The organism is Mariniflexile gromovii (genome assembly GCF_017814435.1).
Taxonomy (GTDB): domain Bacteria; phylum Bacteroidota; class Bacteroidia; order Flavobacteriales; family Flavobacteriaceae; genus Mariniflexile; species Mariniflexile gromovii.
On sequence record NZ_JAGJCB010000002.1, the window covers coordinates 66,134 to 87,213 of the forward strand.

The 21,080-nt window shown below is 33.2% G+C and carries 11 protein-coding genes; 1 reads left to right on the forward strand and 10 read right to left on the reverse strand.

Annotated features, from left to right (window positions below):
- Positions 1-32: 32 nt before the first annotated feature.
- The 5 genes from J8H85_RS02240 to J8H85_RS02260 all read right to left on the reverse strand — a co-directional run bounded on the left by J8H85_RS02240 (position 33) and on the right by J8H85_RS02260 (position 10,957).
- Positions 33-1,784 (reverse strand): RagB/SusD family nutrient uptake outer membrane protein, encoded by a 1,752-nt coding sequence (locus tag J8H85_RS02240; protein WP_209652270.1) that lies wholly within the window; start codon positions 1,782-1,784, stop codon positions 33-35.
- 11 nt (positions 1,785-1,795) lie between these two features.
- A complete protein-coding gene (locus J8H85_RS02245) occupies positions 1,796-4,960 on the reverse strand; it encodes a SusC/RagA family TonB-linked outer membrane protein (protein ID WP_209652272.1) in 3,165 nt (1,054 codons plus the stop codon).
- 12 nt (positions 4,961-4,972) lie between these two features.
- Positions 4,973-6,580 (reverse strand): glycoside hydrolase family 32 protein, encoded by a 1,608-nt coding sequence (locus J8H85_RS02250; RefSeq protein WP_209652274.1) that lies wholly within the window; start codon positions 6,578-6,580, stop codon positions 4,973-4,975.
- Between the two features lie 10 nt (positions 6,581-6,590).
- Complete coding sequence (locus tag J8H85_RS02255; protein ID WP_209652276.1) at positions 6,591-7,907, reverse strand: sugar porter family MFS transporter; 1,317 nt, start codon at positions 7,905-7,907, stop codon at positions 6,591-6,593.
- Positions 7,908-8,269: 362 nt separating this feature from the next.
- Positions 8,270-10,957: a substrate-binding domain-containing protein gene (locus J8H85_RS02260; protein WP_245243709.1), complete on the reverse strand. Its 2,688-nt coding sequence runs from the start codon at positions 10,955-10,957 to the stop codon at positions 8,270-8,272.
- Positions 10,958-11,295: 338 nt separating this feature from the next.
- Between J8H85_RS02260 and J8H85_RS02265 the strand changes: the two genes are divergently transcribed.
- Positions 11,296-11,910 carry an HAD family hydrolase gene (locus J8H85_RS02265; RefSeq protein WP_209652280.1) on the forward strand — a complete coding sequence of 205 codons (615 nt, stop codon included), beginning with the start codon at positions 11,296-11,298 and terminating at the stop codon, positions 11,908-11,910.
- A 334-nt stretch (positions 11,911-12,244) separates the two neighbouring features.
- Here the strand turns inward: J8H85_RS02265 and J8H85_RS02270 are convergent, their stop codons facing one another.
- The 5 genes from J8H85_RS02270 to J8H85_RS02290 form a co-directional block, all read right to left on the reverse strand.
- Positions 12,245-13,129 carry a carbohydrate kinase family protein gene (locus tag J8H85_RS02270; RefSeq protein ID WP_209652282.1) on the reverse strand — a complete coding sequence of 295 codons (885 nt, stop codon included), beginning with the start codon at positions 13,127-13,129 and terminating at the stop codon, positions 12,245-12,247.
- A 146-nt stretch (positions 13,130-13,275) separates the two neighbouring features.
- On the reverse strand, positions 13,276-14,814 hold the full coding sequence (locus J8H85_RS02275) for a glycoside hydrolase family 32 protein (RefSeq protein ID WP_209652284.1): 1,539 nt from the start codon (positions 14,812-14,814) through the stop codon (positions 13,276-13,278).
- A 1-nt stretch (position 14,815) separates the two neighbouring features.
- Positions 14,816-16,231 carry a DUF4960 domain-containing protein gene (locus tag J8H85_RS02280; protein WP_209652286.1) on the reverse strand — a complete coding sequence of 472 codons (1,416 nt, stop codon included), beginning with the start codon at positions 16,229-16,231 and terminating at the stop codon, positions 14,816-14,818.
- A gap of 19 nt (positions 16,232-16,250) precedes the next feature.
- Positions 16,251-17,948, reverse strand: a complete 1,698-nt coding sequence (locus J8H85_RS02285) for a RagB/SusD family nutrient uptake outer membrane protein (protein WP_209652288.1) — start codon at positions 17,946-17,948, stop codon at positions 16,251-16,253.
- Positions 17,949-17,966: 18 nt separating this feature from the next.
- Positions 17,967-21,068, reverse strand: a complete 3,102-nt coding sequence (locus J8H85_RS02290) for a SusC/RagA family TonB-linked outer membrane protein (RefSeq protein WP_209652290.1) — start codon at positions 21,066-21,068, stop codon at positions 17,967-17,969.
- Positions 21,069-21,080: the final 12 nt, after the last annotated feature.

Genomic DNA, 21,080 nt, shown 5'->3' on the forward strand with positions numbered 1-21,080 from the left:
TCAACAACTAAACCAAACTTAATTTTTTATACTTAATACCCTGGGTTTTGGTCATATAACCCTCCTGTGAAATCAATCTCTCTTTGTGGAATAGGATAATACTCATCTCTACCTGCAGTAAACTGTGCATTAGCAAGAAAATCTCTTCTAGTTTTCTCGACAGCTAAATAGGCATTAAGTACTTGCTCTGCCATGCCCCAACGCACTAAGTCAAAAAACCTAGGGCCTTCCATACCAAATTCTAAACGTCTTTCAAACATTAAGGCTTTAAAAGCATCTGCTTTAGACATTCCCATTGGGTAGTACCCAACGTTATAAACGTTTGAAGCTCCAGCATCAATTTGTCTTTGGGTACTTGCTGCGGCACGCGTTCTAATTTGATTGATAATGGTTATACCAGCATCCACTTGACTTAGTTGGATCAAAGCTTCAGCTTTAAATAAAAGCACATCGGCATATCTAATGAATTCTATGTTTTTTGAGGTTCCTACAAACGGTCCTTCTTTTACATAACATGTACAATCTGGTGCTTGTTGTTCTTTCATATTTCCAAAATAACCATATACTCCTGGGTCTCTTGCCCAACTAAATTTGTAAATCATATCTCCAGAAGTTTTAACCGTATTTCTATATTTGAACGGACGCCCAGGTATTCCTACTGTATGGTCTATTCTTGGGTCTAAAGTTATACCGGCCGCCAAAGGAGTTTCACCATTGCTATTTACTACATTAAAAATATTAGTGTTATTGAATGTATCTAATTGTGGCAACCCAGTTACAGGATCCGTTTTAAAGGCGTTTACCATATTTTGACTTGCCAAGTGGAAACCACAACACCCGTACAAGCCTGTTCCGTGCGGTGAGTTTAATCCTGTTACAAAACTTACTCTACCTACAGTTGTTCCATCATTTATTGAAAATTGTGCTGCCCAAATGGATTCAGGACCATTATCAAAACCATCTAGGAAATTATTTCCGTAATCTGATTCTAATGCACCCGTTACTTCATCTGCATAATCAATTACTTCCTGTAAACGAGAAAGATTAATATTGGTTACTTGATGCGTATCGTTTTGCTCATAGGCTTGATATAAACGTAATTTTGCTAAATAAGCTGCTGCTGCATTTCTATCGGCTCTACCAACTTGATCTTGAGCTTGAGGTAAATTATTAAAGGCAAATAAGAAATCATCTGCAATTTTATCCCATAAAGCATCATTGTCTATTACATTTGAAATCTGTAAAATTTCCTCTTGTGTTAAACCTTCGGTGATGTAAGGAATCTTTTTAAACAATAATTTTAGAACAAAATGAGAATGCGCTCTTAAAAACCTAAGTTCTGCTTGTCTTGTTGTTTTATCTGCATAATCTGCATCTGGAATTTGATTAATTACATCCAAGGCAAAGTTTGCTCTAGAAATCGCTGCGTAATAGTTTGTCCAAGTTCTTGGTGCCATCCAATCTAATGGATCATCAGCAATAGTTAAGTTGTATTGTTCGTATCTATCAACAACATCCACGTCACCACGTCCTCCCCCTCCTTTATAGGCATCATCAGAACGTACACTGCCATATACCCACATACTGGTTAAAGGCCCTACCATATCATCATTGGCAATTCCAGCATAAGCTGCAACTACTAAGGCTTCTGCATTTTCAGCAGTTGCTACGTTTTCGTTAGATAATACGCCTTCCGGTTCGTAATCTAAAAAGTCTTTGGAACAAGCAAACAATACAGATGCTGCCATAATTCCTGTTAATACTGTTTTTATATATTTTTTCATGTTTACCATTTTTAAAAGTTAATGTTAAGACCTAAAGACAGCGTTGTAGGTACCGGAATTCTATTTACATCTGTACGCTCAGGATCTGCACCTATGTAATCGCTTGGAGTAAACCAGAATAGATTTTCTCCTTGAAAATAAATTCTACAGCTTGACATACCTGCCCAATTTTCTATTAAGTCTTCTGGAAGTGAATACCCTAATTGAAGGTTTCTTAATTTGAAATAAGAATTATTTCTAAACAAATAATCTGAAATCCTATTATCATTATTTGCAAGTGTTAATGATGGAATATTAGAATCTGTATTTGTTGGGGTCCAAGCATCCAATACACCAAGTCCAGCATTTTCTCTACCTTGAACAAAATTGTTCCAAAAGATATAAGGATCTTGTCCTATTCTTCCTGTTACTCCAGATCCAAATAACGACATATCGAAATTTTTGTACGCTAAATCAATTCTAATACCATACTCAAGGTCTGGTAAAGTTGTTCCAAGGAAATCTCTATCTTCAACACCTACACTTCCGTTACCGTCTAAATCCTTGAATTTAATTCCTCCTGGTCGTCCAGCAGGGACTTGTGTTGGACTTGAATCTACATCGGCTTGACTTTGAAACAAACCATCTGATTTATATCCGAAAATCGAAAACTGCGAGTGACCAATAATAGAATTATCAACAGTTCCTGGAAAAGCAGAAACAACTTCAGCAGGCAATTCGGTAATCTCATCTTTAAAGGAACCAAAATTAGTTGCTACAGTAAGCGATAAACCGTTATCAAATGTTTTTGAATAACCTAAAGCCAACTCCCAACCTCTCACTTCGGTTGTAGCTCCATTTAATGTTCGTAATTGACCTTCACCTATTGCCGATGCAATTGGAGGTATTGTTAAAATATCTGATGTTTCTCTTGTAAAATAGTCAAAAGATCCCACTATATTATTATTCAACAATGTAAAATCAATACCAAGGTTGATCTCTTTGGTAGTTTCCCATTTTAAACCAGAATTTGCCGCTTGAATAGAAACAAAACCAGAGGGTAAATTACCGGTGTTATTTCCATTTAAATCGTAAGCAGTACCTACATTATAGAACGTATTAAAGAAGAAAGTATCTCCAGTGGCTTGTAACTGATTTGCGCCATATCTAGATTCAAACAAACCGAAACGCGCTACGTCGCCTATGGTTTGGTTACCTACTTCACCATAACCGGCTCTAAATTTTAATGAGTTTACAATATCATTATCTTTCCAAAATTCTTCGTTACTAATTCTCCAACCAACAGTTGCTGCTGGAAAAACACCATATCTGTTATCTGGTCCAAATCTTGAAGACCCATCGCGACGCAATGTGAACGAAGCCAAATATCTGTCTTCATAACCGTAATTAATTTTACCAAATTGCGACAATAAACGACTTCCTGTTGAAGAACCTGAATTGGTTCTAGCGCCAGTGGCTGCATCTAACTGAAAGAATGATTCAGTCTCAACCGCAAAACCATCTGCTTGCGCACTAACACTCTGAAAATCATCTTGTATAGATTCTGTTCCCAGTAAAACACCAATTTTATGTTTATCATTAATATCCAGTTGATAGTTTAGTGTATTTGTAAAAACTAAACTGGTAAATTTACTAGTATCATGTATCAGCCTATTGTTACTTCTTGTAATGAATCCATTACTAACTTTTGTTTCAATATCTTTTCTATGATAATCGTTATAATCTAAACCTAAACTTGTTCTAAAAGTTAAATTTTCAATTATATCGAATTCACCCCATATATTTCCAAATATGGTTGTTCTATCGGTGTTATCCCAACGGTTTATATACTGCATTAAAACAGGATTGTTTCTATCAGAATAGCCCGAACCTAAAGGACCTGCAAAATTGCCATCAGCATCATAAACCGGTAAGGTTGGTGCTAAAGAAATTGCTAAACCAGGTGTAGGTGCACTACCAACATCAGGTGAAGCCAAAGTTTCATCGGATGTGAACATTTGTGTATTAACCCCAACTCTTAATCTATTATCAAATAAATTAAAATTAGAATTTAATTTTGCAGAAATTCTTTCATACCCTGTGTTTTTTAAAATACCTGTATTTCTTAAATGTCCAAGATTAAGCAAATGGAAAGAATTATCAGTACCTCCAGAAACAGATATTTCGTTGTTATATACATAACCTGTTTGATAGGTTTCATCTTGCCAATCTGTATCACCAACAGGAACATTAGTATCGCCTCCCACAAATGGCTGTACGGTAACACTATTTAAAACAGGATTATTAAAGTCTCCGTTCCAGTCAAAATTATATATCTCACCATATCCTGAATTAGGATCTGAATTATCATTTACTGAAGCTCGCCATAATACTTCACCTCTTTGTTGAGCATTAAGCATATCATAACGTTGTTTCTTTTCTGAAAGTACCGATATATTAGAATTTATACTTACTTTGAATTTTTCACCACCAGCAGCTTTTGCACTATTTTTAGTGGTAACAATGATTACTCCGTTACCTGCACGAGCTCCATAAAGAGAAGAAGCCGATGCATCTTTAAGCACTTGAACCGATTCGATAGTACTTGGGTTGATACTTGAGAACACATCTTGTCTTACTGTTGGAACACCGTCTATAACAAACAACGGATCATTATTTCCTAATGTGGTAGCACCACGAATTAAAATATTACTGCTAGCCCCTGTAGGATCTCCGGATTTTTCAATAAAAACACCTGGTACACGTCCTTGTAATCCTTGAATAGCACTACCTGAACTCATACTAACACCTTCAGTAGGCCCTAGTTCTACCACGGTAATCGCCCCAGTAACATCTACTTTACGTTCTCTGGAGTACCCTGTTACAACTATTTCATCAAGTTGCGCAGCATCTTCTGCTAAGGCCACATTGATTAAAGTACGATTATTTACCTGAATTTCTTGGGTTTTATAACCAATATAGCTAATCACCAAAGTGGCATTACCACTTACATTTTCTAGTGTATAGTTTCCATCAAAATCTGTTGCAGTACCTTGTGTGGTTCCTGATACTATAATGGATACTCCCGGAAGCGGCATACCACCTGCTTTATCAGTAACAGTACCACTAATTTGAGCTTGAACAACAATGCTCAATAGCGCAAACAGCGTTAATAAAAAGAGTTTTTTACATTTCATAATAATTTAGTTTTAGTTAAAATTTAGTTTATTTGCTTCAATACTATCAAGAACAAATTCTTGATTATTTGGTTCAATACTTAGTTTATCATATGGTGAGTTAGGAAAAAATATTTCTGTCATTACGGTTTCTCCATTATCAAAAAATAATTCTATAGAGGTTTTATCAAGAATGATTGTGCCTTTTAAGTCCGAACTAAGCGAGGTTCTTTTAGCAACGGAAACACGATTTGCAAACTTCTCTGAAAAATCTCGTTTTCCGGATTTTCTTCTGTCTATAAAAAAGTTTTTATCTGTATGGTTATATCCAAAGGACAAGGTATCTCCTTGTTTATTGGTTAGGTTAAAAGTGAATCCTTCTTCTTTTAAATTTGAAATATTAAATTGAATTTCAGCGCTAGCCAAATCAATGGTTTTAGAATCTATAATTTTTGTATCGTTTTTAACAGCTATATTTTCCTTTTTATACTTTGTGCTACGATAATTTGTTAATTCTTCTACAGGGTTAGTTAATAACCTGTAACCGTTATCATTTTTTTGTAGCTGTACTTTTCTAGCTATGGTCATGGCACTTCGCCAAGTTTCGGTAGGAACAACTTGAGCATAATCCCAATTTGACATCCAGCCTAGTATAAGTTTGCTACCATCTTTTCTAGTGGCATTGGACCATGACACCCCTGCATAATTATCTCTACCAAAATCTATCCAATAATTATGTTCTTTGTTTAGTGCGGTTTCAAATTCTTTATCCATAGTAAACTTTGTTCCATCAAAATCTCCAACAAAATATTGGGTAGCACTACCTCCGTTAGGGCCTCTAGGATTGATACTTACAAAAAGTACCCATTTGGATTCTTCTGTTCCCAGAACAGGTAATTTGAATAAATCCGGACATTCCCAAACGCCACCATGACCACCAATACCCTGACCAAAATCTGAAAGTAAATGCCATTTTTTCAAATCTTTAGAATCATAAAACATGATTTTGTCTCCAGCAGCAAGAACCATTACCCATTTATTGCGTTCTTCATCCCACATTACTTTTGGATCTCTAAAATCTTTGATATTAGGATTATCTATAACCGGGTTGTTATCATATTTAGTAAAGGTTTTGCCTTCATCATTACTATAGGCTATGCTTTGGGTTTGTTTCCAGTTATCATTGCCTTCCAATTTTTTTGAGCTTGTATACATGGCTACAATTGGTGCGGCTTTGCTTACTTTACCAAAACCAGAGGTATTGCCTATATCAACTACCGCACTTCCTGAAAAAATAGTCCCTAATTCATCTGGGTAAATGGCTATAGGTTGCTCATTCCAAGTAATCATATCGGTACTAGTAGCATGTCCCCAATGCATAGGCCCCCAAACGCTACTTTCTGGATGGTATTGAAAGTATAAATGATAGTAACCGTTATAATAAAACATACCGTTTGGGTCATTCATCCAAGCTTTTTTTGGAGTGAAATGAAAGTTTGGACGGTATAGTTCTTCTTCCGAATAAGATACCTGGTCTACTTTATCAACATTTTGATTCTTTTCAGCTTTACCTTTACATCCTATAAGAAAGGACACAACCATAAGCATTACAACTAGATTGGATTTGATTAAGGTTTTCATTTTATTCATCTTATTTAATTAGTTTTTTACTTAATTCTTCTAAAGGAATCCCTTTTGTTTCTGGCATCATAAATATTACAAAGAGTAACTGGAATCCCATCATGATGGCAAAAAAGAGAAAAACCATACCTGCCCCTATTGTAGAAAATAGTACGGGGACTAAAGAAGGTACAACCGCTGCCAATACCCAATGTACCGAACTGCCAAAGGATTGCCCCGAACCTCTTAAATGATTGGGGAAAATTTCTGAAATAAAAACCCATATTACTGTGCCTTGCCCTATAGCATGTGCAGCTATAAACATGAACAGAAATATGGGCATTGAGCTACCTTCCCAACTAAAAAAGAAAGCAGCAGAGACTAAACTCAATGAGATTATATAACCAAATGAACAAATGTACATAAGCTGTTTTCTTCCTAATCTATCAATTAGAAAAATTCCTAAGAGTGTAAAAAGTAAGTTTGTAACACCTACACCTATGCTGCTTAAAAGTGCTGAACTTTCGGCAAGACCTGCTTCTGTTAAAATTCTAGGAGCATAATAAAGCAATGCATTGATTCCTGATAATTGATTAAAAAAAGCAATTAAAAATGCAAGCACTAAAGGAAACCTATACTTCTTTAAAAATATATTTTCATTAGGCACGGTGTTTTCCATCTCGTCCTTAATCTCTAACATGAGTTTTTCTGGATCTTGATCTGGATTTATAATTTTTAATACACCTATGGCTTCACTATTTCTAAATTTAGTAAGCAACCATCTTGGGCTTTTAGGTATTGTAAATGCGAAGACGGTATAGATTGCAGCAGGAACGGCTTCAATACCAACCATCCATCGCCATGCATTTTCACCTATATTGTTTAATAAGTAATTAGATAAAAAAGCAGTAAGGATACCAAATACAATATTGAACTGGTATAAACCAACTAATTTGCCTCGGTCTTTTGCGGGCGCTATTTCTGAGATATAAGCCGGAGCTGCAATGGTTGACGCTCCAACCCCCAAGCCGCCTATAAATCTGAATACTGCAAAAGTTATGGGATCATTAGAAAGAGCAGATCCTATTGCGGAAATGGTATATAAAACACCAATCCATATTAAAGTATTTTTACGTCCTAATTTATTAGTAGGTATACCTCCAAAAAAAGCACCAATTACCGTACCCCATAATGCCATACCTATTACAACTACGCCATGGAACATATCTGAAGACCCCCATAATAATTGTAACTTCTTTTCTGCACCCGAGATGACTACAGTATCAAATCCAAAAAGAAAACCAGCCAAAGCTGCAGTAATGGACCATATTAGTATTTTTTTGTTCATGTGGTGGTGGTATTTAGTTTAGTTAGTTGCAATTTAGATTGAAAGCACAGATATGGCTTTTAGTTATGTATCAAATGAATTCAAAATTGTTAAGTAATCATCTGAATCAACATAACACACTTATTATCAGTTAATTATACAGTGTTTAAGTTTTAACAAATAATTAAGAGATTCAAAATTGTTACCTGATATGTTCAAAAATGTTACCTATAATTAACTAAAGAAGATATGAATTTCCCAAAAAGCACCCATAATAATTAACAATGAAGCTGTTAATTGGCTTTAAAAATATCAAAATCGCAAAAAGACATATGTAATTTTGCTATAATGCACTGTAATAATAAGATAAAAGCTGCCTCTAATTATCCTCTAAAAGCTTTAGGAGATTTATTGAATTTGCTTTTGAAACTGGTAGAAAAATAATTTGGAGAAGAAAATCCGGTAGCATAGGCTATTTCCGATATTGTTAATGGTGTATTGATTAGCATGTTTTTTGCTTTTTCCAATCGAATATTTTGAATATAGTCGCTAATGTTTACACCCATTATGGCTTTCATTTTTCTGTAAAGCTGAATTCGAGATATATTTAGATCGTTTGCTAAATTTTCAACAGAAAATTTAGAATTGTCCATATTCATATTTATTATTTTGTTCAGATCAGAAACAAATTGTTGCTCCATAGATCCAAAACTGCTTGATTCGTCTATACTATGAACGTTATTGACAAAATAGTATCTAAGTTTTTCACGATTATAAATAAGTGTTTTTATAGATTGTGCTAAAATGGCAAAGCTAAATGGCTTGGTTAGGTATAAATCTGCTCCAGATTCTAAACCTTTAATGTAAGATTCTTTATTATTTAATGCTGTTAAAATGATTGTGGGAATGTGGGACGTTCTCAAATCTTTCTTCAAAATTTCACAAATATCAAAGCCATTTTTGTCGGGTAAGTTTATATCGCATAAAATAATGTCGGGTATAAGCTCAAAAGCTTTTTCAATAGCATCTGACCCATCTGAAACGTGCACCGTATATTCTGCTGATAACTTTGTTCTCAAAAATTTCACTAAATCGACGTTATCTTCAATTACTAAGACCGAATAGTTATCTTCATCATTCACAACTAATGGTTCGCTAAAACTGTCGTCTTCATAATCTAAATTAGAATTTAAAAGCGAACTATCAATAATATCAGCCTCATAAATAATTTCATCGGAATTCAAATGCGCTTTATCTTTATATAGGGTAATTATAAATTCTGTACCATGTTTTGAGATAACCTCAATAGAACCTTTATGCATTTCGATAAATTCTTTCGATAAATGCAAACCTATTCCAGAGCTTGCTTTATTATTGTTTGAACCTTGAAAAAAGGCAAGAAACACATTGTCCATTTCTTTCTTAGGGATGCCGATTCCAGAATCCTTAAAATGGATTTTTACAAAATTGCTGTCAAGTTCATCTTGTATTTCTATTGAAATTTCACCATTATTGGGGGTGAATTTAAAAGCATTGGACAGTAAATTAAAATACACCTTATCCATTAAATTTCTATCTATATAAACCGATAAATCTTCATTATTGGTACTTATTGTAAAATTAATGTTCCGTCTTTGCGCTTCTCGTTCAAAATCTTTAAAAATGATATTTGAAAATTGATATAAATTTGTGTTTGAAGCTCTTAATACAAACTTACGGTCCTCAACCTTTCTAAAATCAAGCAGTTGGTTGATCAATCGCAACAATCGTTTAGAGTTATTAAATATTAACCCAACTTCGCTTAAAAGCTTACTATCCTTTATTGCTTTGTTTTCTGCTAATGATTCTGTTGAAGATAAAATTAATGTAATAGGTGTTTTAAACTCATGGGACAATCCTGTAAAAAAATTAACTCTGGCGTCGTTACTAATTTTAACCTCTTTTGCTATTTTCTTAATTTGGTTGCGCTGTACAGTGATTTTTTTATTGCGAATTTCCAACTCGCGCTTTTTCTTTTTTATATTATAAACCGAATAAATACTAAATGCAGCCAAAAGGACACTTATAATTAATAACCCTAGGAGCACTTTTAAAATATTGTTTTGAGTTGAATAGGTTTGTTCCTGTTTTTTAATTTTTTGTTGTTGTATTTCTATATCTTTCTGATGTTTATTGATTCTATCATACTGGTTTTTCATTATTTCAGCATTTCTATAATCAATGATCGTGGTGTTTAATTTATTGTTCTTTGGAACATTTTCGTTTCGCAAAATTTTCATTGCAATTTTTATGGCTTCATGACCACCTGTTGGATATAATATGGTTGCTGACAACACCCCATTTTGAACTAAATCGATACCATTATTTGGACCGTTTAAGCCATCTACACCAATAAATTTAATATTTTTTTCAAGGCCCTTCGATTTTGCTATTTTCCAAGTATTATAGGCAATGTTATCATTAAATGCAAACACAAAATTGATTGGTTTCACACTTAAAGAATCTAAGATTTGAGGTATCTGTTGTTCAATTTCTTCATCTTTAATACTATAAACAACTGATAAACTAGCCTCACTTTTTACAATTTGGTGAAACCCAAAATGGCGTTCAATAACAGGAGAGGAATTATCACTTCCCTTTATTTCTAAAACATTGGCTTTTTTTTCGTTTAGAGAAGCAATATAATTTGCAGCATTTCTACCAACATCTATGTTATTTGCCCCAACAAAAGCAGTAAATTTTTGTGAATTAATTTTTCGGTCAACAATAATAACAGGAATCCCTTTATCATAAGCTTTTTCTACTAGAGGAACCAATGGATCTGGTCGTAATGGTGAAATTACAATAACGTCAAATCCATTATTTATCATGAATTCAATTTGTTTTTTTTGAAGTTCTATATCTTCATTCGCTTGAAAAACAGTTAAATCTATGTCCGTATGCAACGATACTTCAACGTGCATTTCATGATCCATGGCTTTTCTCCAATCATCTTTACTAATGCATTGTGAAAATCCTATCTTGTATGTTTTGGTTTCATTATCATTACACCCCAATAAGACAAAAGACATTATTAAAATGAAGTAAGTAAATTTGGTGTATATTTTTATTCTAGACATTTGTAAAAAAGACTTTTCTCGAAGATATTAATAATTTAGTAATATTTATGTGCTAAAATAAGTCTAATTAGATGCCTCAAAATTCTATCTGACTTGGGTAAGTTTATGAAGGAAATATTTTAAGCTTTGACGCCAATTAAAGTACAGTTTAAAAAAATCACTACTTTTAGCATAAGAGTTGTAAGTTGCTAAGTTTAAAAGCTAATAATATTACTTCGAAAAAATCCTAGCACGCTATCACGCAACATTTCATTTGCCAAACGCTAGTTAAATAAAATATTCTAATTAAAATGAACAAAAAAGCAATAATACTAGATTTAGACAATACCATTTACCCTGTTTCGTCAATTGGGGAGGTATTGTTTAGTCCTTTATTTCAATTAATATTGGAAAGTGGGGCTCATGCAGAAGAATTTGATTTAATTAAGAAAGACATTATGCGTAAACCTTTTCAAAAGGTTGCTTCTGAATATAATTTCAGTAAAAAACTCTTTGAAGAGGGAATGAACCTATTACAAGAAACAAAATGCACAATGAAAATGTCTGTTTTTGAGGACTATAATGAGTTTAAAAACATTTCGCTAAAAAAGTTTCTAGTAACTACTGGTTTTACAAAGATGCAAAACAGTAAGGTTGCCCAATTAGGAATTATAAATGATTTTGAAGAAATACATGTTGTAGACCCTCAATTATCAGATAAAACAAAAAAAGATGTTTTTGTTGATATTCTTACGAGATTTAAATTCGATTTGTCTGACGTTTTAGTAATTGGAGACGACCCAAATTCAGAAATAAAGGCAGCACAGGAATTAGGTATCGATGCCATTTTATACGATATACAGAATTTTAATTGTAACACGACCTTAAAAAGGATAACAGATTTTACACAAATAAAAAACCTATAAAACATTAATAATAAATGCTTTATAGGCTTTACAAGTACTCAAGGCGGAACTAACCAAAAATGAGAAAACCTGTGTTTTTAAAGGTCTTTAAGAGGGTGTGAAATTTACTGACACCGAATTAGCCCCTTTTTAACAATAATTTAACTCATTTAGTTGAATTTGACATGATTTATAATTGAATTTGCATCCTTCTGTTATAAACTTAATTAAAACAATATTTTAAAATACCTGTGATAATTTGGATAAGGTTCTTCGTTTGTCTGAGTTAAGCTAAATTTTTTCTTTTTTCTATTAAGAAATCATTTTTGTATTTAATTCTGAACTTAATCAGTTATCAATGTGGGTTTATAAAAGCATCAATATCAGATCTCGACAAAACTGGGTTCGCACCTTCGCTTTGCGCCACCAGTGCCCCTACGGCACAAGCAAAATCTATTGCTTTTTGAGGATTTACATTATTTAATAATTGACTGATTAAAGTGCCCAAGAATGAATCTCCTGCACCTACAGTATCAATAACTTTTACAAGAAAACCACTATTGTAATATAATTTATTGTCGTATAGCAAAACAGCTCCATGCGACCCTTTTGTTACACAGATTTGTTTTGTATTTGTTTTTTCTGAAATAAACATAAGATTCTGTTCCAGCGAATTAAATTTAGAGCCCATGTATTTACATACCTCAAAAAGTTCATCATCATTAAACTTAATAAAATCGGCCTTATCCATTAAATGAAACAAAACGTCTTTTGTATAGTAAGGTGGTCTTAAATTTAAATCGAATATTTTGTATTTAGCTAACTCAATGAGGCCATATAAGGTGCTTCTAGAACTATCATCTCTTGCCACTAAACTCCCAAAAACAAATGCATCTGAGCTTTTTACAGCTTTTTTATTCACTTCTGTTAATCTGATTTTGTCCCAAGCTCTTGGATATTTAATGTCATAAGAAGCAGACCCCTTTTCGTTCAGCATCACTTTTACTTTTCCGGTTTTATATTCATTATGTACTTGTATACAACTTGAATCAATACCAACATCTTTAATATAGTTAAGCAATTTAGCACCATTTTCTCCTTTACCTATAGCACTGATCATAGTAACCTCATTATCTAATGATTGCAATCTATTTGCAACATTTAAAGGTGCTCCTCCTATTTTTTTATGGGTTGGGAATACATCCCACAACACTTCTCCGAAACATGTGATTTTTGACATATCAATATTAATTCAATCCAGAAGATATTAAAACCACTAATATCTTCTGGAATTTAAATAACTAAATAAAAAAACTAACTCAAACTCTATATTATTACTTTGTTCTTTTAACGGTAAATATTTTAATGCTGCCTTTTTAGGCAAGGCTACTTTGACAATTTATTAATTTTAATCTGTTCAATAAATTGTATTTCCTCGTTAGCAGTAATCTCTAAATTTTTAAAAGGTGCTAATGGAAATACCAAAGCTGTTATAACCCGTTCACCATCATTAAGAAAAATTTCCATTGAAGACTTATCGACCAGCATATTTATTTTAAACTGATTCGAATCAGGTAATACATATGGACATTTTAAAATATTACTATTCAAGTTGTTAAATTTGTATCCAGATTCTGCTCTATTTAAGATTAATTCACCTTTAATTTTGTTATATTTTATAACAACGCTTGAGCTTTTATTACCCCATTCAATTTTTGCTTCATTAATAACACTAAAATCTATAGTAGTTTCTAGGTAGAATTTACCTTCCCCCAATGTTTCATCATTCAGCAATTCAAATCTACTTCCAGCATTATTGTTTTCAACAACTTTACCACCAATTGCATAGATCATCTCCGTTGGCAGTTTACTTACAATTATGCTTTTCCCATTATTTTTTTCCCAATGTAACGTCCTTGGGAATGTCATTGCACTTCTATAACTATAGGTTGGAACATTTTGAGCATATGACCAATTACTCATCCATCCCATGAATAAATTTCTATTATTTGGCTCATTACTCCAAGTTACACCAGCATAATTGTCCGTTCCGTAATCTAACCATAAAGTTTCTGCTTGAGAAGAGGTAAATGTTTCACCATCAAAATCCCCTAAGAAATACTGTGTTCCAGAGCCTCCGTTAGGACCTCCAGGATTAATACTAACCAATAACGCCCATGTTTCTTGACCGTTTGCATCTTTAATTTTAAACAAATCTGGACATTCCCAAACACCACCATGTGCTCCTACATTTTTTCCAAAACTATTTTTATATACCCAATTTTTTAGATTGGATGAGGTGTAAAACATAATTTCATCACCTACTGCAAGTACCATTACCCATTTTTGTGTTCCTTCATGCCAAGATACTTTAGGGTCTCTAAAATCTGCTTTGTCATTATTTACCAAAACAGGGTTGTTTTCATATTTAGTCCAAGTTCTACCTTTATCATTACTATAAGCTAAGCTCTGGGTTTGCTTATTGTTTTCTGGATTTTGATGAGTAAATACAGCCACTAAAGGACTCTCGCTACCCGATTTAAACCCAGACGTGTTGTTGTTGTCAACAACAATACTACCAGAAAAAATGTTACCTAAATTGTCAGGGTATAAGGCAATTGGCAATTCTTCCCAATTAACTAAATCTTTGCTAATTGCATGCCCCCAATGCATAGGCCCCCAAACACTTTCATTGGGATTGTATTGATAAAACAAATGATATTCACCTGCATAGTATACCATTCCATTAGGATCATTCATCCATTTCTTTTGTGGTGTAAAATGAAAGTCAGGCCTATAATCATTATCTCCAACTGTTACTAATTCAGCCTTTGAATTAGAGGATATATCATCCTCATTACAGTTTTGGAATAAAATTATTATACTAGCAAGCAATAATATTCTAATAACTTTTATCATATTCATATTATTTGGTTTTTAAGTATTCTAATGCATTCTTTGTTATAGTCTCTATATTATCCTGATAAAGATTTGTTCCGTCGTTTTGATTCCATTCGAAACCACCTATTCCAATCGCAATAGCAGTCCCCTCAAATTCATCATTTGGCATTGCTTCAAAATTAGCCATCATCCAATAATCTCTAATTCCATCCCAAACTCCAAGAATTCTAAGTTTTGCATCATTAAATAAATTCGAATACACCTGCTCATTAGCGTTACCAATACCATAATAATCTCCTATCCATAAAACGAAATTATGATCCTCTCTGTATCCTGGTCCTATTAATGGAATTATTTTCCGCTCATCTGGTTGTATAATTTCTACCCCTTGATAAATCGGATGAGTGCTTTCATCATGCACAAGACCAATATTTATCCCAACAGACCATGTGTCTCCATTAGAAAATCCAGCACCTGCACCTTTAAGTTTCCCTATATTATCTGTAATTCTTCCAATTGTCCATAAATATTCTATAGCGTGTGTATTAAGTAATAGCCCTCCTCCATTAGCATGAAAATTTGTAATTGCAGAAACTACATTTGCGCTTAATGCTACAGATGGAAGTGCTGGGTTATCATCATCTTTGTCATAATGCCACCAAAGCACTCTAAACTCACTTAAATCTTTTCCGTTATCTATATCGGCAAATGAGATATATTCCGCATCTGGATAGTTTTCGAAAAGCCATGCAGCTGATGCCATTTCATCATCATCACTAATTGAAGCAACATCTGGTGCTAAACCTAGGTAACCTATTTTAGTTTTCCCAACCTTAAAAATTAAGTTTCTAGATGGTGATTCTTGATTTTGTGAATTAATAGTATTTATTTTAAAACTATATTCTCTAAGTTCCGCATTTACAAGCGTGTATGTTGTAACATTACTTGGCAAATCAATCACTTCAGAACCATCAATTGTTAATTTTATACCAGTAATATTAGTGTCTTGGATACCCCATGTCAAAATAACATTAGTTTCTTCTTGTGTGCCAGCAAAATTTAAAACTGGTCGTGGTCCTTCTCTAGTGATACTAACCGTTTCTCCTAACGAGAAGTTTCCTGTATCATTATCTTTTAATTTTAGAGTAAAAAAGTATTCTATATTAACTTCACGAATTTCAAATTCATAACTTGATTTTGAAAAATCGAGTAATTCCAATCCGTTGTTGTGTTTTAATACTGTCGTAACATTTCCTGTATATGTTGGATTACTCCATGTTACTGTAGCAATATCACCAACTAATTCAACATTTAAATTTTCTACTGAAGGAACTATAGCATCAGCAGCAGCTTCTATTTCACGATCTTGAGAACATGAATAATTTATAATAATAAATAAGCTAAGTATTGTTATCTTTATTATGTATAATGTCTGTTTCATAATAATATTTTTTAATAGATTAATTATAACCTTTATTTTGTTTGTAAACGTCCTGACTAAAATTGATTTGTGCCTGAGGAATTGGACAATATTCTTCTTTAGATGAATTAAAATTAGCACCTCCATAATATTCTACTTCATCCTTTTCCTCTAGATAATATTTGTTAAGTGTTTCTGCAGCAATTCCCCATCGTACTAAATCGAAAAAACGGCTTCCTTCCATGGCAAACTCCAATCGGCGTTCCCATCTTAAAGCTTGTCTAGCAAAATCTTGGGTCCAAGTACAATTAACACCATCTATATATGGACTTACATTTAAATTGTTCGCATATCCAATAAAGCCTGTGCTTTGTGAAGCTCTATTTCGTATTTGATTGATTATAGGTAAAGCATCGTTAAACTGACCCAGTTCTATTAATGCTTCAGCTCGCATAAGTAAAACATCAGCATATCGAATCTGAATTCTATTCTTTGAGTTACCGTAAAACGGATCAATGTTTACAAAACAGCTACCACAATTTGGTGATACATTCTCTTTTAATGAAGCATAATAGCCGTATGGATTAGGTGATCTTACCCAACCTTCTACATATATATAATCATTATCATATTTATATGGTAAGTTTGGGATTGCTACAGTATGATACAACCGTGGGTCGACCTGAACACTATTCAAATTGTTATAATCAACATTTGCATCATTATATGTATTGAATAGAGGAAGACCATTAGCATCCGTTTTGTAAGCATTTACAAGGTTTTGACTCGGTTTATGGAAATCACAACAGCCAAGTCCTTGAGGTGTTGATAATACATCAGAAAAATTTAACCTTCCATGTAGTGTATTATCACTATCTGTATATTGAATAGCAAAGATAGATTCAGGCCCATTTTCATAAACACCTGGCAAAAAGTTATTTGCAAAATCTGGCTCAAGAGATCCCTGACCCAACACATTATTAGTCGCATCAATTACCATTTGTAATTTAGCCGGATTAATGTTTGTTACTTTATTGTTATCATCTTGCTCGAAAGCTTGATAAAGTCTAACTTTGGCTAGATAAGCATAAGCTGCAGTTCTACTTGCTCTTCCAATGTTTTGTTGTGAAATAGGAAGTCCTCCTATGGCTGCTTGAAAATCTCCAGCAATAGCATCCCATAATTCATCATTTGTGAGATCTCTATTAGATATCGTACCGTAATCATCAACTGGAATATCTTCTGTTATATAAGGCACATGCTTAAACATTATTTTTAGCATAAAATAAAAATGTCCTCTTAAAAATTTCATCTCAGCAATCCTAGTTTCTTTCAACGGAAAATCGCTAGCACTTAATTTATTCAAGTTTCTTATGGCTCGATTAATTCTAGAAATGGCTATATAGCTATTAAACCAGAATTTATCCAATTCCCCAAAGTCTGTCCTTATATTTTCAGATATTTCAAAAAAATGAAATACTTGAATATCATTGGGCCCACTACCTCCTTTATAGGCATCATCAGACCTTACATTTCCATAAGGCCATAAACTGAATGGCATGTCATAATGATCGTTACCCAAAGAAGCGTACGCTGCCGTCACAAATCCATCTATATTGTCTGGAGTAATAAGTTCTTCTTCAGACAAAACTGATCTAGGACTTTCTTCCAAAAAATCAGAACATCCAGTAGTAATGACTAACAGAATGAATCCAAATAAATATTTTATATTCTTCATGATAAATATTTTTTATTGTTAAAATGTTATGTTAAAACCAAGGGTTGATGTTAAAGGCAAAGGGTATCCAAACCCAGCATTTTCTGGGTCAACTCCTGTGAATCCTGAAGTTGTAATAGTTAACAAATTTTGAACTCCAAGGTAAATTCTAAATTTATTTATGGCGTATTTATCCAAAACTGAACCTGGTAAAGAGTATCCCAACTGAACATTTCGTAATTTTAGATAACTGCCATTTTCAATAAAATAAGTTGAAAAACGGGATTCTGCATTTGTATCAATAGTTGTTAATGCTGGAATACTAGAATTTGGATTACTAGGAGACCAAGCATTTAAAAGACGAGAACCTTTGTTTGAGCCGATATCATCTACACTCCAAAAATCTGTTTGATATTTAAGTTGATTTACAATAGCGACTTCTCCTATACCTTGCCAAAACATGGTGAAATCAAAATCTTTATATTCTAGATTTATGTTTAAACCATAAGCATAATCAGGATAAGGTATGCCTATCCAAGTTCTATCACGATCATTGATAATACCATTTCCATCTAAATCTCTATACCTAATGCGCCCCAAATCTTTTCCTTGTTGTTCGGCAGAATTCAATACTTGCTCATTTGTTGTAAATAACCCATCTGCTATGTAGCCATACATAGAGTTTAATGGCCTTCCCAAAATATTATCATCACCACCATTACCACCATAATTATTTTTTACCTCTTCTGGAAGCTTAGTTATTTTATTTTTATTTGATGAAATATTAGCATTGATTTCATAAGTAAAACCTCCTGAAGTTTCATTTCTATAACCTATTGAAAATTCCAGACCTTCATTTTCCATGCTAGCACCATTTACCCATCTATTTCCTCCTTCACCTATAGCTGCTAAATACGGTGGTAAAACCAAAATATCTTCAGTTTCTTTTTTATAATAATCTATTGAACCATAAAGTTTTTGGTTAAAAAACCCAAAATCAAGACCAAAATTTAATTGCGTAGTAGTTTCCCATTTCAAATTATCATTACCAATTTGAGTCGATCTAAATCCAGATGGCAATAAACCTGAACCTTGGCCAAATAAATCATAAGCTGTTCCGTAAGATGTACTCCATGTTGGATCTCCTCCTGCATAATCAGCTACATATAACGAATAAATTGCGCTATTATCTATTTCTTGATTTCCAGTCTGACCCCATCCTACCCTAAACTTCAAATCTGATATCTTAGAGAAATTATCTTCTATAAATCTTTCATTGCTGATTCTCCAACCTCCGGAAAAAGCAGGAAATGTACCGAACTGATTGCTCCTTCCAAATCTTGATGAACCATCGTGTCTTAGCGTTGCAGAGAATAAATACTTACCATCAAAATCATAACTTATTTTTCCGAAATATGACACTAAGGTATAGGCTGTTTCTGATCCTGAATTAGTTCTTTGACCAGTTGCTGCATCAGGAAACATAAAGCTTGGGGTTTCAATTGTAAAATCTTCAGCCCTTAAAAAAGTATTTTCAAATTTATCTTTAAACATTTCTGAACCAATAAATGCTTCTATGTTATGTTTTTTTACATTAAGTTTATAATTAAGTGTATTGGTCCATGTAAACTTGCTGCTTCTAAAGTTTTCAATATTAACTGCATTTTGGTCATTTTTTAAATAGCCTGATTGATAACTGAACTGTAATGACCTTTTGTAAAAATTAGCATAATCTAACCCGTAATTTGTTTTGAAATTCAAATTTTTTGCGATTTCCAAATTCGCAAATACATTACCAAATAATCTATGGTATTGATAACCATTATATTTGTTCGCATCCAGCAAACGAACAGGATTTTGTCTATCATTCATACCGCCAATTGGGCCACCCCATCCTTCACCATCAACAGTTCTTACTGGAATAATTGGAGACGCTTTCAACGCTAAATCTAACACCCCAGGAATTTGAAGTTCCTCCGTTTTATTTAGTGATAAGTTTTCGCCTATTTCCAGTTTATTATTAAAAAGTTTATAACTGGTGTTTAAACGTGCAGAAATACGTTCAAAACTTGAATTTTTAACAATACCCTCATTATCTAAGTACCCTAGGGAAAACAAATAATTACCTTTTTCGGTACCATTGGAAACATTTAAATTGTAAGAACTAGCAATTCCAGTTTGTGATATTTCATCGTACCAATCTGTATCGGAAGATTTTAAAGTTTGTTCATTATCTAAAAATTCTGGAACTGTAATATAATCTAGTACAGCATTATTATTTGAGTCAAAACTCCAATCAAATTTATAACTCAAATTATTATTATTAGGATTCAGACCATCATTAATATTGGCTTGCCAAAGTACTTCTCCGTATTCTTTAGCATTTAGAACATCTAATCTGTTTGCATAAGAAGATGCAGTTAGGTAGGAACTAAACTCAACCCTCATCTTTCCACTCTTTCCTTGTTTTGTTGTTATAATAATAACCCCATTGGATGCTCGCGACCCATAAATACTTGCAGAAGAAGCGTCTTTTAAAACCTGTATGGAAGCAATATCATTAGGATTTAACTCATGCATACCAGATTTTGTAGGTACACCATCTATAACAAATAGGGGTGATGTATTATTTAGAGTTCCAACACCACGAATTAATATGGCTGTATTTCCCCCACTAGGTGATCCATCTGTGCTAATTTGAACCCCAGGAATCCGCCCTTGTAAAGCTTTTACTGGATTTGGTTCTACTTGTTTATTCAGTTCATCCATATCCACTACCGCCACAGCACCAGTAATGTCTGCCTTTTTTTGGCTTGAATATCCGACAACAACAATTTCATCTAACTCATTTTTATCTATTTCTAACTTAATGTTAATTGTTTTTTGCCCATTTACTGGAATATTGACTGTCTTATAGCCTATATAACTAAAAATCAATATCGCATTTGCATCAACATTATCAAGTACATAATTACCATCAAAATCTGTAGCAGCTCCTTGCGTAGTGCCAGATATAATAACAGATACTCCGGGTAGCGGCATTCCGTCCTCTTGGGAGGTAACAGCACCTTTTACCTGAGCTTGTGCCAACATGCCTATAAGAGCAAATACAGGCAGAAATAAAAGTTGTTTTAATTTCATTTTAATTTAATT

Excerpts from the sequence above, each read along its gene's own strand:
- J8H85_RS02240 (WP_209652270.1), bottom strand. The coding sequence starts at position 1,784 with ATGAAAAAATATATAAAAACAGTATTAACAGGAATTATGGCAGCATCT.
- J8H85_RS02265 (WP_209652280.1), top strand. The coding sequence starts at position 11,296 with ATGAACAAAAAAGCAATAATACTAGATTTAGACAATACCATTTACCCT.
- J8H85_RS02275 (WP_209652284.1), bottom strand. The coding sequence starts at position 14,814 with ATGAATATGATAAAAGTTATTAGAATATTATTGCTTGCTAGTATAATA.
- J8H85_RS02250 (WP_209652274.1), bottom strand. The coding sequence starts at position 6,580 with ATGAAAACCTTAATCAAATCCAATCTAGTTGTAATGCTTATGGTTGTG.
- J8H85_RS02255 (WP_209652276.1), bottom strand. The coding sequence starts at position 7,907 with ATGAACAAAAAAATACTAATATGGTCCATTACTGCAGCTTTGGCTGGT.
- J8H85_RS02290 (WP_209652290.1), bottom strand. The coding sequence starts at position 21,068 with ATGAAATTAAAACAACTTTTATTTCTGCCTGTATTTGCTCTTATAGGC.
- J8H85_RS02260 (WP_245243709.1), bottom strand. The coding sequence starts at position 10,957 with ATGTCTTTTGTCTTATTGGGGTGTAATGATAATGAAACCAAAACATAC.
- J8H85_RS02245 (WP_209652272.1), bottom strand. The coding sequence starts at position 4,960 with ATGAAATGTAAAAAACTCTTTTTATTAACGCTGTTTGCGCTATTGAGC.
- J8H85_RS02285 (WP_209652288.1), bottom strand. The coding sequence starts at position 17,948 with ATGAAGAATATAAAATATTTATTTGGATTCATTCTGTTAGTCATTACT.
- J8H85_RS02280 (WP_209652286.1), bottom strand. The coding sequence starts at position 16,231 with ATGAAACAGACATTATACATAATAAAGATAACAATACTTAGCTTATTT.
- J8H85_RS02270 (WP_209652282.1), bottom strand. The coding sequence starts at position 13,129 with ATGTCAAAAATCACATGTTTCGGAGAAGTGTTGTGGGATGTATTCCCA.